The sequence below is a fragment of the Mesorhizobium sp. ZC-5 genome (genome assembly GCF_025753855.1).
Taxonomy (GTDB): domain Bacteria; phylum Pseudomonadota; class Alphaproteobacteria; order Rhizobiales; family Rhizobiaceae; genus Neomesorhizobium.
This window is the reverse complement of record NZ_JAOWPT010000003.1, coordinates 629608-642991: the sequence shown is the minus strand read 5'-3', so window position 1 is coordinate 642991 and position 13384 is coordinate 629608. Positions and strand designations below refer to the sequence as shown.

The 13384-nt window shown below is 64.8% G+C and carries 12 protein-coding genes and 1 tRNA gene; 7 read left to right on the top strand and 6 right to left on the bottom strand.

Annotation, left to right across the window (positions count from 1 at the left end):
- Positions 1 to 120: 120 nt before the first annotated feature.
- The gene (locus tag OHD58_RS11825) at positions 121 to 1239 is read left to right on the top strand and encodes an alpha/beta hydrolase (protein ID WP_263803609.1); all 1119 of its coding nucleotides are present in this window, start codon (positions 121 to 123) and stop codon (positions 1237 to 1239) included.
- Between the two features lie 111 nt (positions 1240 to 1350).
- Here OHD58_RS11825 and OHD58_RS11820 read toward each other — a convergent pair whose 3' ends face one another.
- Together OHD58_RS11820 and ade are read right to left on the bottom strand one after the other, a co-directional pair.
- Positions 1351 to 2358: a hypothetical protein gene (locus OHD58_RS11820; RefSeq protein WP_263803479.1), complete on the bottom strand. Its 1008-nt coding sequence runs from the start codon at positions 2356 to 2358 to the stop codon at positions 1351 to 1353.
- A 120-nt stretch (positions 2359 to 2478) separates the two neighbouring features.
- A complete protein-coding gene (ade, locus tag OHD58_RS11815) occupies positions 2479 to 4296 on the bottom strand; it encodes an adenine deaminase (protein ID WP_263803478.1) in 1818 nt (605 codons plus the stop codon).
- A 161-nt stretch (positions 4297 to 4457) separates the two neighbouring features.
- Here ade and OHD58_RS11810 point away from each other — a divergent pair, with 161 nt between their 5' ends.
- From OHD58_RS11810 to OHD58_RS11790, 5 genes are all read left to right on the top strand, one after another.
- Positions 4458 to 6317 (top strand): sensor histidine kinase, encoded by a 1860-nt coding sequence (locus tag OHD58_RS11810; protein ID WP_412177196.1) that lies wholly within the window; start codon positions 4458 to 4460, stop codon positions 6315 to 6317.
- The gene (locus tag OHD58_RS11805) at positions 6314 to 7675 is read left to right on the top strand and encodes a sigma-54-dependent transcriptional regulator (protein WP_263803476.1); all 1362 of its coding nucleotides are present in this window, start codon (positions 6314 to 6316) and stop codon (positions 7673 to 7675) included. The genes OHD58_RS11810 and OHD58_RS11805 overlap by 4 nt, the downstream gene beginning before the upstream one ends.
- A gap of 216 nt (positions 7676 to 7891) precedes the next feature.
- Positions 7892 to 8869: a tripartite tricarboxylate transporter substrate-binding protein gene (locus OHD58_RS11800; RefSeq protein WP_263803475.1), complete on the top strand. Its 978-nt coding sequence runs from the start codon at positions 7892 to 7894 to the stop codon at positions 8867 to 8869.
- Positions 8870 to 8971: 102 nt separating this feature from the next.
- Positions 8972 to 9430, top strand: coding sequence for a tripartite tricarboxylate transporter TctB family protein (locus tag OHD58_RS11795; protein ID WP_263803474.1), 459 nt, complete (start codon positions 8972 to 8974; stop codon positions 9428 to 9430).
- A 12-nt stretch (positions 9431 to 9442) separates the two neighbouring features.
- On the top strand, positions 9443 to 10951 hold the full coding sequence (locus tag OHD58_RS11790; protein ID WP_263803472.1) for a tripartite tricarboxylate transporter permease: 1509 nt from the start codon (positions 9443 to 9445) through the stop codon (positions 10949 to 10951).
- 114 nt (positions 10952 to 11065) lie between these two features.
- Here the strand turns inward: OHD58_RS11790 and OHD58_RS11785 are convergent, their stop codons facing one another.
- Together OHD58_RS11785 and OHD58_RS11780 are read right to left on the bottom strand one after the other, a co-directional pair.
- Positions 11066 to 11446 carry a SecDF P1 head subdomain-containing protein gene (locus OHD58_RS11785; protein WP_263803471.1) on the bottom strand — a complete coding sequence of 127 codons (381 nt, stop codon included), beginning with the start codon at positions 11444 to 11446 and terminating at the stop codon, positions 11066 to 11068.
- 55 nt (positions 11447 to 11501) lie between these two features.
- Positions 11502 to 11586, bottom strand: a tRNA-Leu gene (locus OHD58_RS11780).
- Positions 11587 to 11805: 219 nt separating this feature from the next.
- Here OHD58_RS11780 and OHD58_RS11775 point away from each other — a divergent pair.
- A complete protein-coding gene (locus tag OHD58_RS11775; RefSeq protein WP_263803469.1) occupies positions 11806 to 12042 on the top strand; it encodes a hypothetical protein in 237 nt (78 codons plus the stop codon).
- Between the two features lie 22 nt (positions 12043 to 12064).
- On the opposite strand, the gene OHD58_RS11770 is transcribed toward OHD58_RS11775, so the two are convergent.
- Both OHD58_RS11770 and OHD58_RS11765 read right to left on the bottom strand, forming a co-directional pair.
- Positions 12065 to 12334, bottom strand: coding sequence for a hypothetical protein (locus OHD58_RS11770; RefSeq protein ID WP_263803468.1), 270 nt, complete (start codon positions 12332 to 12334; stop codon positions 12065 to 12067).
- Between the two features lie 58 nt (positions 12335 to 12392).
- Positions 12393 to 13370 (bottom strand): alpha/beta fold hydrolase, encoded by a 978-nt coding sequence (locus OHD58_RS11765; RefSeq protein ID WP_263803467.1) that lies wholly within the window; start codon positions 13368 to 13370, stop codon positions 12393 to 12395.
- Between the last annotated feature and the right edge of the window lie 14 nt (positions 13371 to 13384).

The window sequence follows — 13384 nt, the reverse complement described above, 5'->3', positions numbered from 1 at the left end:
TGGACCGGTCATCGCTTTGGCTGTATCTAGCCATCAGTTGGGAAACGCAGGTCAGTCACAATCGTGTCGGTGTCCGGTTCAGTTACTTGCGGTTTCCGCGGGCTTTTCGTTGCAGCCGCCATGGTGCTTGCCGGCTGTGCCGGCCAGCCGTCGCACGAACTGATCGGTGCCACGACCGTCACCGTCCCCGCATCGGCGCTTGCCGGCAGCCACCAGATCTTCGTCGCCACCACCCGCGCGAAATCCAAGGATGCGCGCCAGGTGTTTTCCGGCGAACGCTCCGACCACGTCGCCTACGCCACAGTCGAGATGACGGTGCCCGCCGTTCACAAGATCGGCCAGATCGAGCGCGCCAATCGCGGCGTCGTCGACCCGGCCAAGTATTTCACCGCGACCAGCGTTTCCGGCTATCGCGATGACGCGACCTTTTCCAACGCGCTGCGCGCCGACATCGCAAGGCGTGGCGGGCGAGCGCTGGTCTTCATCCACGGCTACAACACCCAGTTCGACGATGCCGTCTATCGCATTACCCAGATCGCCCATGACGCAAACTACAAGGGCACTCCGGTCCTGTTCACCTGGGCGTCCGCCGGCCGAACCGTCGACTACGTCTACGACAACAACAGCGCCACCGAGGCGCGCGACGCGCTGGAAGAGACGTTGCGGCTCATCGCGGACTCCGGGGCGAAGCGTGTCGATATCGTCGCCCACTCGATGGGCAACTGGGTGACGATGGAGGCGCTGCGCCAGCTCGCCATCACCCACGACCGCGATCTCGACGGCAAGCTCGGCGACGTGGTTCTCGCCTCGCCGGACATCGACGTCGACGTGTTCAAGAGCCAGATGCGGCGCTACGGCAAGCCCGACCGGCCGTTCGTCGTCTTCGCTTCGGCTAATGACCGGGCACTGCAGATTTCCGGCCTCATCGCCGGCCGGCGGCCGCGCCTCGGCGACTACGCCGACAGCCAGGAGATCGCCGACCTCGGCATCGTCGTCGCCGACATTTCGGCGGTCAAGGTGGAGGACCGGCTGAACCACACCAAATTCGCCGACAACCCCTTGCTGGTGCAGATGCTCGGCGAGCGGCTGAACAGTGACGGGACGGCCAACCCCGCTGGCGACGAGATCACCCAGCGGGTCAACACTCTGGCGCAAGGGCTTGGCCAGACCTTCGCTTCGGCCGCCGAGATCATCATCACCACCCCGATCAACGTGGTGAAGGTGGCAGTGGGGCAGTAGCCGGCCTCAGGGTCGCCGCGAGCGTTGCGGCGGCTCGGGTTAACGCGCTTCGGCTCGGACGAAAACTGCCCTCGCCTTGGACGTTCCTTGCGCGTCCGATCGCGCGGCGCTCTATTCGCTGTCGGCTTCGAGGCTTTCGCGGACCTCGTCGATCTTGCCGAAATCGCCTCCGACTCCGAGCACATCCTTCGCCCAGTCCATCATCTCGTCGTCGACGTAGTCGTCGCCATACTGTTCGACGCGGTTCTCGTTGGCAGCGTCGAGCAGCGCCTGCTTCAGCGCTTCGTCATCGGTGCCCACCGCTGCATCATCCGCCGCCTGTTGCGCATCCGCGGCCGCCTCCTCCGCATCGGCCAGAGCGGTGGCCTCGGTGCTTTCAAGCAGGCCTTCCAGCGCATCCACTTCGGCCGCCCAGGCTGCCTCATCCTCCGGCGCGACGGTAACCGAATTCAGATGCTCCAGCCTGTCCTCGAGTTCGGCCAGGGTCGGATCGTCGTAAATTCCGACGGCATCGTCGTAAGGCGTGATTTCGGTGTTCGACAGCAGTGAATCGAACTCCACCTGCGCGGCCGCAACCGTGCTGTTCGCCGCTGCCAGCTCCGCCGTGGCGATGTCCAGTTGCGCCGAATCCATCACAAAGGCGCGGATGCTCGCCATCCGGGGCGCCTGCGAATTCAGATAGGCGTGGTAGTTGCGATTGAGCGAATTGAGACCGGCCAGCTTGGCGCGGAAGTTCTTCTCCTTGACGGGCTTGGCCTCCGGGAGTTCCACTGCGGCTGGAAGTGCTGCGACCTGGGCGCCACGAACACGCTCGGCCTTTGCCGTCTTCACCTTGGAAGAGCTCTTCCTTTCCCTGGATGCAGTGGCACGCGAGCTTGAGCCGGAACGATCTTTCGCGGACGCAGACTTTCCCCGCTCGCCTTTTTCCGCCTTGCCGCCGTTGCCATTACCGCCGCCGTTGCCGCCGCCATTTCCGTTGCCGCCGCCATTGCCATTTCCCCTGGCGTGGGCGGACGACAGATCGAAAGAGCCGAGATTCCCGAAATCGAACTGCATCGGGAGCGCCGTGAGGGCGAATAACGACACCGTTCCGACGAAAAGATTCCTGATGCGCTTCATGGAAGTTTCCTCCACTTCGTTGTGCAGTCAGAAATAGCGGCGCTCATGCCCCTCGCATATGGCGGCGCGGTAAATTTGCGTCTCCAACGAATAACGTCACGTGAACTAATTAAGGCAACGCTAAACGAATAGGTCGACTTTTTTGAATGTCGTCACGTCGATGATACCGACGTCGGAGATCCTGAGTTCGGGGATCACCACCAGCGCCAGCAGCGAGTGCTGCATGTAGGCGTTGTTGAGCGAGCAGCCCATCGCCCGCATCGCCTCCACCAGCTTTTCGGCCTTGGCCGCCACCGTCTCGGCGCGCTCGTCCGACATCAGCCCGGCGATCGGCATTTCGACCAGCGCCAGTTCCTTGCCCTTCGAGACCAGCACGACGCCACCGCCGACCTCGCCAAGCCGGTTGGCGGCCAGCGCCATGTCCTGCTTGTTGGTGCCGACGACGATGATGTGGTGGCTGTCATGCGCAACCGTCGAGGCCATCGCGCAGTCCTGCATGTAGCCGAAACCGGAGACGAAGCCGTTGACCACGCCGCCGGTGCCGCGATGGCGCTCGACCAGCGCGATCTGGCAGACATCGTTGCGGCGGTCCATGGCGACGACGCCGTCCTCGACACCGAGATCGGCCTCGAGCGCGCGCGTCGGCGCCTGATTCTCGATGACGCCGATCACCCGCACGCGCACCTCGTTGGCGCCATGCGGTGCCGCGATGTCGAAATCCGCCGCCGCCAGCTTCTTGCCGAGCTTGACCGTGTTCTTGGCCCGCGCCGGATAGTCGTAGGCCGGAATGTCGATCTCCAGCCTGCCGCCCTTGGCCAGCCGCACGCCGCGCGCGAAAACCTCGTCGATGACAAGCTCGGCGAGGTTGGAGACGATCAGGAAGTCGGCCAGCCGACCCGGAGCGATGGAGCCGATCTCGCGCTCCAGCCGGAAATGCTGGGCGGTGTTGATGGTCGCCATCTGGATCGCCGTTACCGGCTTCAGGCCCTGCGCGATCGCATGACGGACGACGCGGTCCATGTGGCCGTCATTGACCAGCGTGCCGGAATGGCTGTCGTCGGTGCACAGGATGAAATTGCGGGGGTCGATGCCCTGCTCCGTCACCGCCTTGATCTGCGCCGCCACGTCGTACCAGGCCGAGCCGAGCCGCAGCATCGCCTTCATGCCCTGCCGCACCCGCGCTATCGCGTCCTCGGCGCGCGTGCCCTCGTGGTCGTCCTCCGGGCCGCCGGCGACATAGCCGTGGAACGGCAGGCCGAGGTCCGGCGAGGCATAGTGGCCGCCGATGGTCTTGCCCGCCCGCACCGTCGCGGCGATCTCGCCGGCCATCACCGGATCGTTGGCGGCGACGCCGGGAAAATTCATCACCTCGCCGAGGCCGATGATGTTTTCCCACGTCATCGCTTCCTCGACATCGGCGACCGTCAGCGCAGCACCGGCATTCTCCAGCCCCGGCGCCGAGGGCACGCAGGACGGCATCTGCACATGCACGCTGACCGGCATGGCCAGCGCCTCATCATGCATCAGGCGAACGCCATCGAGGCCGAGCACGTTGGCGATCTCGTGCGGGTCGATGAACATGGAGGTGGTGCCGTGCGGAATGACGGCGCGGCAGAACTCGGTCACTGTCACCATGCCGCTTTCGACATGCATGTGCGCGTCGCAAAGGCCCGGAACCAGATAGCGCCCGCCGGCATCGACCACCTTGGTATTCTCGCCGATGGCATGGCTGGCGTCCGGCCCGCAATAGGCGAAGCGTCCGGCGACGATGGCGAGATCGGTTCCGGAAATGATCTCGCCGGAATGCACGTTCACCCAGCGGCCGTTGCGAATGACGAGGTCGGCCGGCTTGCGGCCGGTCGCCACATCGACCAGCAGCGTGGCGCTGTCGGTCCAGGCGGCCGGCTTCTTGAATGGGTTGCGGGCGCTGTTCGGCATCAAAAATCTCCGGTTTCGGGCACTCTGCCAAGCCGCGTTCGATTTGACCAGTTGGCGGATGCCGCTCGAATGAAACTTTCATCGCCTCGGTTTGTCCGCGGCGTTTGATTTGCCTGTCGGCAGTCCCTCATTGTAGTGAGATTGCAGGAGGACGGCGCCATGTGCCCCGTAAGGATTTGACGAAACTGCTGTTCAAACGCCGGCTGGTATGGGCGGTGCTGCTGGTACTCGCGGCGGCAGCGGCGATCGCTGTCTATGGCACCGCCTTCGCCACGCGCGCCTACCTCGACCAGGCCTCGTCGCGCGGGCAGACGACGCTCCGCCTCGCGGTGGCTGTCCTACGCGGCCAGATGAGCCGCTACCAGTCGCTGCCGGCGCTGATCGCCGACCACGACGACATCAAGGAACTGCTCGCCAACCCTGCGGACGAAGGGCTGCGCACCCGCGCCAATGTCTACCTCAAGGAGATCAACGGGCTGCTTGCCTCGTCCGACATCTATGTCATCATGCCGGGCGGCGAGACCATCGCGGCCAGCAACTATGACGGCCCGGCGAGCTTCGTCGGCGAGAACTTCAACTACCGGCCTTATTACCAGGACGCCATCAAGGGTGAGCAAGGCCGCTTCTTCGCGCTCGGCACGACATCGCTGAAGCGCGGCTATTATTTCTCCGCGCCGGTCACCGTGGGCGGCAGAATCAGCGGCGTCGTCGTCTTCAAGGTCGACATCGACGCCATCGAGGCATCGTGGAAAGGCGGCGATTACGAGATCCTGGTGTCCGACCCGGAAGGCATCATCTTCATGACCGGGCGGCCCGAATGGCTCTATGCCGGGCTTTTGCCGCTCACCGCCGACCGCCTTGCCCGCACTGAGACCTCGCGCCGCTACGCCAACGCGACGCTGCGCGAGCTACCGGTGACGCGCAGCAGCTTCGGCGACACGCACCAGCTTATGACGATCGCGTCGCCGGGCGCCGCGCGCGAATATCTGGTGCTGGACGAGCCCATGCCTGAAGCCGGCTGGACGGTGAGCGTGCTGCTCGACACCGGCTCGGCGCATGCGCAGGCGCTGACCAGCGTGGCCGCGGCACTCCTGCTACTCGGCCTGGCTACGCTCGCCGGCGCCATCTTCCTGCAGCGGCGGGCGCGGCTTGCCGAGCGCATGGAGATGCAGGCGAGCGCGCGGGCGGAACTGGAGCACCGGGTCGAGGAGCGCACCGCCGACCTGGCGCTGGTCAACCGGCAGCTGGAAACCGAGGTGACGGAGCGCCGCGCCACTGAAAAACAGCTGCGGCAGACGCAGTCCGACCTGATCCAGGCCGGCAAGCTGGCGGCGCTCGGGCAGATGTCAGCGGCGCTGTCGCATGAATTCAACCAGCCGCTGACGGCGGTGAAAACCTATGCCGACAATGCCGCGATCCTGATCGAACGCAACCGCATCGAGGAAGCCAAGGACAATGTCTCGCGCATTTCCAGCCTCGCCGACCGCATGGCCTCGATCAGCCGGCATCTCCGCAACTTCGCCCGCAAGCCGAACGAAAAGCTCGGTGCCGTGGCGCTCGCCGGCGTCGTCAAGGACACGCTGGAGATCGTCGCGTGGCGGCTGAAGGCGGCCAAGGCGACGGTCGCCGTCGATCTCGGGCCGACGCCGCCCATCGTACGAGGCGGCTCGATCCGCCTGCAGCAGGTGCTGGTCAATCTGATCTCCAATGCCGCCGACGCAATCGAAGGCCTGGCGGACCGCAGCATCGAACTTTCAGCGCGCCGCAAGGGCGGCAAGATCGCGATCACCGTCCGGGACCATGGTCCCGGCATCCCCGCAGCGATCGCCGAGCGTATCTTCGACCCGTTCTTCACCACCAAGGGCGTCGGCAAGGGGTTAGGCCTCGGCCTGTCGATTTCCTACAACATCATCAAGGACTTCGGTGGCGATCTTGCGGTTTCGAATCATCCCGATGGCGGCGCCGAATTCACCATCACGCTCGATGCGGCACGCGTGCCGGTACGCGAGGCCGCCGAATGAAGCAGGCCGTCATCCTGCTTATCGACGACGAGGATGAATTGCGCCGCTCGACGGCGCAGTCGCTCGACCTTGCCGGCTTTACGGTGCGTGATTTTTCCGGCGCGGAGGACGCGCTGGACTTCATTACGCAAGGCTTCAACGGCGTCGTTATCACCGATATCCGCATGCCGGGCATGGACGGTATGACGCTGATGGGCCGGGTGCGCGACATCGATGCCGACATCCCGGTCATCCTCGCCACCGGCCATGGCGACGTGCAGCTTGCCGTCAAGGCGATGCGTGAAGGCGCTTACGATTTCGTCGAAAAGCCGTTCAACGGCCAGACGCTTGCAGATATCGCGGCGCGCGCGATCGACCGCCGCCGGCTGGTGCTGGAAAACCGGCAATTGCGCGCCGTCGCCGGCAAGCGCGACGACATCGAGGCCCGCCTGCCCGGCCGCACCCAGGCGATGATCGACCTGCGTTACCAGTTGCGCGCCGTGGCACCGACCGACGCCGACGTGCTGATCATCGGCGACACCGGCACCGGCAAGGAGGTTGCTGCCCGCGCCCTGCACGACATCAGCGGTCGCGCAACCAAGTCATTCGTGGCGATCAACTGCGCGGCATTGCCGGCGGACCTCATCGAAAGCGAGCTGTTCGGCCACGAAGCCGGCGCCTTTCCTGGCGCCATGCGGGCGCGCTACGGCAAGTTCGAACATGCGCGCGGCGGCACCGTGCTGCTCGACGAGATCGGCTCGATGCCGCTCGACCTCCAGGCAAAGTTTCTGCGGGTCATCCAGGAGCGCGTCATCACCCGGCTTGGCTCCAACGAGGCGGTGCCTCTCGACGTGCGGTTCATCGCGACCAGCAAGGCGGACCTGGAAGCCGAAGTCGCCGCCGGCCGCTTTCGCGCCGACCTGCTCTACCGGCTGAACGTCGTCACGCTCAGGCTGCCAGCGCTTGCGGCGCGGCGCGAGGACGTGCCGCTGCTCTTCCTGCAACTGGTCAACGAAGCCGCCGCGCGTTACCGCCGCGACGATGTCGCGGTGCCGCCGCAGGTCGTCGCCGGCATCGCCCACCGCGACTGGCCGGGCAATGTGCGCGAACTGCGCAATGCCGCCGACCGGTTCGTACTCGGCCTCGGCCTTTCGCCGGCCGAGGCAAGCGAAGACGCCGTACCGGCGCGCCTGGCCGACCGTGTTGCCGAGTTCGAGCGCGGCGTCATCGCCGGTGCGCTGGCCGCCAGTGGCGGCAGCCTGAAACCGGTCTACGAATCGCTCGGCATCTCGCGCAAGACGCTCTACGAAAAGATGCAGAAATACGGCCTCGACCGGCGCGACCTCGGCGATAGCGAGCCTGCCGCCGCGGAAGGGTGATGCCAGACACCCGGCATGTGGGTGGAATGGCACACATGCCTTTTGCCTAATGTTACCGAATCCACCCATTGGACCGCATGAATCCGCCGCGGGGGCAGGAAGACGCGTTCCGGCAATTGCAATCGGCACCTGCGGCTCGTTTAATGCCTCATCCATATCGGCGCGGGGAGGAGCCGCGCGCCGACGGATCCATTTTGCATCCCCGGGAGGAAAACCATGAAAAAGCTTCTTGCAACATTTGCCGCGGCCGCCGCGACCTTTGCCATGGCGACGGTCGCCAGCGCGCAGGGCTATCCCGAACGCACCATCACGGTGGTCGTGCCTTTCGCCGCCGGCGGCCCGACCGACACGGTGACCCGGCTTGTCGCTGAAGCCATGTCGAAGGATCTCGGCCAGCAGGTGATCGTCGAAAACGTCGGCGGCGCCGGCGGCACGCTGGGCGCGGGCCGCGTCGCACAGGCCGATCCGGACGGCTATACGCTGCTCCTCCACCACATCGGCATGGCGACCAGCGCGACGCTCTACCGCAAGCTTGCCTACGACACGCTGAACGCCTTCGAATATGTCGGCCTCGTCACCGAAGTGCCGATGACCATCGTCGGCAAGAAGGATCTCGAAGCGACCGATCTCAAGGGCCTGGTCGAATACGCCAAGGCCAACAAGGACACCGTTACCGTCGCCAACGCCGGCATAGGCGCGGCCTCGCATCTCTGCGGCATGCTGTTCATGACCGCCATCGGCACGCCGCTGGTCACCGTACCCTACAAGGGCACCGGACCGGCGATGACCGACCTGCTCGGCGGCCAGGTCGACATCATGTGCGACCAGACCACCAACACCACCAAGCAGATCCAGGCCGGCACCATCAAGGGCTATGCGGTAACCTCGGCCGCCCGGCTCGACGTGCTGCCCGACCTGCCGACCACCGAAGAGGGCGGCCTGCCCGGCATGCAGGTCGGCATCTGGCACGGCATCTACGCCCCGAAGGGCACGCCAGCGGAGATCACCGAGCGGCTGTCGAAGTCGCTGCAGCTGGCGCTGAAGGACGAAAACGTCGTTGCCCGCTTCGCCGAACTCGGCACCTTGCCGTCGTCGGAAGCCGATGCGACGCCGGCCGCGCTCAAGGCCAAGCTTGAAAGCGAGATCGCGCGCTGGAAGCCGATCATCGAAGCCGCCGGCCAGTACGCCGACTGATCGAAACTGCCGGGCGGGGGCGTTGAGAGGCGCCCTCGCCCCAATGCCCAGCGCGGATTGCCGTATCGGCCGTCCGTGGAACTCCGGCCACCGGCGGTCCCCATGAAAAACCAGTCCTTCGACCCGACCAATGTCATCTGCGGTGCGTTCTTCATCCTGGCGGGCGCGATCTTCGCCTGGCAGTCGCTCTCCGTCGATCTGGGCAGCTGGCTGAAAATTGGCCCTGGCGGCATGCCGCTTGTGCTCTCGATGCTTCTGATCCTGCTCGGCGCCGTCATCCTCATTGGCGCGTTGCGCGAGGTCGGCGAGTCGGTCGGCACGATCGCCTGGCGCGGGATATTCTTCATCACGCTGGCGCCGATCATCTTCGGCCTGACGGTGCGCGGCCTCGGTTTTGTGGGAGCGGTGTTCGTCACCGCGCTGTTCGCCTGCTTCGCCTCGTTCAAGATGAAGCCGCTTTCGGCTCTGGCGCTGGCCGCCGCGCTGACAGCCTTTTCCACGGTCGTGTTCAGCTACGGGCTCAACCTGCCGTTCGAACGTTTCGGCCCCTGGCTGCGCTGAGAGGAACGCGAGATGGATCTCCTCGACAATCTGGCGCTCGGCTTTGCCACCGCCTCCACCCTCACCAATATCGGCTTCTGCCTGATCGGCGTGCTGCTCGGAACGCTGATCGGTGTCCTGCCGGGGATCGGTGCCACCGCGACCATCGCCATGCTCTTGCCGATCACCTTCCAGGTCGGCGACCCGGTCTCGTCACTGATCATGCTGGCCGGCATCTATTACGGCGCCCAGTATGGCGGCTCGACCACCGCCATCCTCATCAACATGCCGGGCGAATCCTCGTCGGCGGTGACCGCCATCGACGGCTACCAGATGGCCCGCAACGGCCGTGCCGGCGTGGCGCTCGCCACCGCGGCGATCGGCTCGTTCGTCGCCGGCACCATCGCCACGGTGCTGATCGCGCTGTTCGCGCCGCCGCTGACGTCAATCGCGCTGAAGTTCGGATCGGCGGAATATTGCTCGCTGATGATCGTCGGCCTCGTCATGTCGGTGGCACTGGCGCACGGCTCGGTGGTCAAGGCGATTGCCATGGTGGTACTCGGCCTGCTTCTCGGCCTGGTCGGACAGGATGTCATTTCCGGCGCGTCGCGCCTCAATTTCGGCTTCACCCAACTTGGCGACCAGCTCAATTTCGTCGCCATCGCGGTGGGCCTGTTCGGCATCGCCGAGATCCTGCGCAACCTTGAGGACGAGCGGACGCGCCAGGTGCTGATGACCAAGGTGACGGGACTGATGCCGACGCGCGACGACTTCCGCCGCATGGCGGCGCCGATCCTACGCGGCACCGCCCTCGGTTCCGCGCTCGGCATCCTGCCCGGCAACGGCGCTGTGCTCGCCGCCTTCGCTTCCTATTCCATCGAAAAGCGCGTCTCCGACAAACCTGAAGAGTTCGGCAAAGGCGCGCTGGCCGGTGTGGCAGGACCGGAATCGGCCAACAATGCCGGTGCCCAGACCTCGTTCATTCCAATGCTGACGCTCGGCATCCCGGCGAACCCGGTGATGGCGCTGATGATCGGCGCGATGATCATCCAGGGCATCGTTCCCGGTCCCAACGTCGCCAGCGAGCAGCCGGCGCTGTTCTGGGGGCTGATCGCCTCGATGTGGATCGGCAACCTTCTGCTGATCGTGCTCAACCTGCCTCTGATCGGACTGTGGGTGAGGCTCTTGAGGGTGCCCTATTACATGCTGTTCCCGACGATCATGGCGTTCTGCTCGATCGGCGTCTACAGCGTCAACTCCAACGTCTGGGACCTCTACGTCGTCGCCTTCTTCGGCGTGCTCGGCTATTTCCTGTTGAAACTGCGCTGCGAACCGGCGCCGCTGCTGCTCGGCTTCGTGCTCGGGCCGCTGCTGGAGGAAAACCTGCGCCGCGCCATGATCCTGGCGCGCGGCGATCCGACGACCTTCGTGACGCGGCCGATCAGCGCCGTGCTGCTTCTGCTCGCCGCCGCGGTGCTGGTGGTGGTCTTCCTGCCGAGCGTCCGCAAGAAGCGCGAAGAGGTGTTCGTCGAGGAGGACTAATGCATGTCGCCCGAAAGTGTCCTCGGTTTCGGGATAACGACATGCATCAAATCAAAGAATCTGAAGCGCGGCCGCCGAATCCTATTCGGCGCGACGCGCTTTAGGCAGAAGAGCCTACTGCACGGCCGCCACGTCCACCTGCACCTTGACGTCGCCATCGAGGATTTTACGCGCGATCCGCTCGACCTCGCCGCCGCCGAAATTGCCGCTCACCAGCAGTTTGCCGCCGGTGATCGGCTCCATGATGCGCGGCGCCATCATCACTGTTCCGTCGATGCTGAGGTTGACCGTCTTGCCGACATTCGCGGTGGTGAATTCGGCAAACGCCTGCCGGCTCTCCGGCGTGAGGTCGAGGCTGAGCGCCATCTGCCCCTCCGGGACGCTGGGGGTCACGTTCACCTGCGCGATACCCAGCACCAGCGGTTCTGCCCTTGCCACCGCAATGGACATGAGGATCGACAGGAGGCCGGCGAAAAGGCCGAATTGAACACGCATGACGAATGCCCTCTCCATGTTCTGCCGGCTCGCTCCGCTCGGAGGCTAAGGCGGCTGGTGCGGACGCCGGGAATCGAACCCGGATAGCCGAAGCTGAGGGATTTTAAGTCCCTTGCGTCTACCAATTCCGCCACGTCCGCGTGCCGCCACTGGTAATGCAGGCGCAAGCCGTTGCAAAGCCCGATCTGCCCGAGACTTTTTCGTTTATCGGTCGGGCGACACCATCCAGGCGCGAAGAAATTTCGCCGTAACCCATTGCATATGCGAATATATCCCATCGATGGGACTATTGACGGCAAGGGCAAGGTAGAGTGAATGTCATGTACCGGGGCCGTGGGGCGACCCTTTACAGGCAGAGAATGGCAAAAGCGAAGATCAATCCGCCCGAAAATTCCCTCACGGACCTCAATTACCAGCGCGATTGCCAGCTGGCCCTGGAACCTTCACTGACAAAATTGCTGGATATGGCAAGAGACGCTGGCTGGGACCTTCATCAGGCCACCTATGCGGTGATGATTCTCGCAGCAGCCAATCTGAGAAATCAGGCTTTGCCAGAGGAAGCTTCCGAAGAACAGGATTCGACGCAGGGCAACTGAGTTCCGGGCAAATAATCCGGGCTTATCGCCGGATCTTTTCACGCGAAACCTTTTTCAAGCCCTGGTCTTTCCCATCCGATTTGCGCGTCCCGTGACTGGTTTCGGTGACCGGTTCGGTCAATCCGTAGCCGCGTTCCGGCGGATGGTCCTTCTGGTCGCCGGTCTCGGTTCCGCCGAGGCTTATGCCGTCCTGCACATTGCCCGCGCCCGGCCGCGCGGGATATTTGCGGGCGCCGGTCTCGCCGTGGTGGATGCTGTCATACGGGATCTTTTCCGGGTTCACGCCTGGCATGGCTTTTCTCCTTCATCGAAGGATAATCGGGCCGCCGTCGATAAGTTCCCGGACGAAGCTATGCCGGCTTGCCGGCGAAGGCGCGGTTGGCGATTCTCTTGACGAAGGCAGCGACCCTGTCGGTCGCCGCGTAATGCGGCATGTGGCCGATGCCATCGAGTATCTCGATCTCGAGACCGGGTATCGCGCCGTCCATCTCGAGCCCGTGGCGGGCGTAATCCAGCACGCGGTCCTCGGTGCCGAACAGGATGCCGGCCGGCATTTTTATCTCACTGTAACGCTTCTCCAGCGCCGGCATATCCTGTTCGATCGCGGTGAAGTCGCTGACGGCGCCGTAAAAGTGGGCTGGCCTCAAGCCCACCCAGCCGCCGCCCTCGATCGGATAGTCCTCGTGCGGCTCCTGCGGCCCGAAGATGAAGGCCAGCGTCTGCGGCGCGTATTTCATCGAGGTGGGGATCGCCAGCGTGTTGGCCATCAGCCAGCGTTTCAGCGGCGAGCGGATGTAGAGCGCCCTGAATTCCGGCGGCACGGTGTCCTGGTAGCGGGTCAGCGGCGCCAGCAATGCAATGCCGGAGATCGCCCGTGGATGGTCGAGTGCCGTCGCCAGCGCGACCATGCCGCCCAGCGAATGGCCGACCAGCAGGGGTTTTTCCAGCCCGAGCGTCTCGATGAAGCGGCGGATCACCCGCGCCTGCTCGGTCAGCCGGGCGCTGGCGCCCCTGGCGCGGACGGAATAGCCCGAACCCGGCCGGTCGAGCGCGATCAGCCGGTAGCCGCCCAGCCTGTCGAACAACGGGTGCCTGAACTGCAGCAATTGCGCGCCGAGCCCATGCACGAAGACGATCGGTGGCCCCTCGCCTTCGTCGACATAGTGGATGCGGTTGCCGTCGATATCGATGAATTTTCCCGCGGCAGGCACCAGCCGTTCCGCCTCGGTCGCGATCCGCCGCGTCGCGTAGGCGAAGTAACCGACGACAAGCGCCGCCGCGACCGCCAATGCGGCCAGCGCCCAGAGAAGAATCGAAAAGACTGTCATTGCCGCTCCGCCGT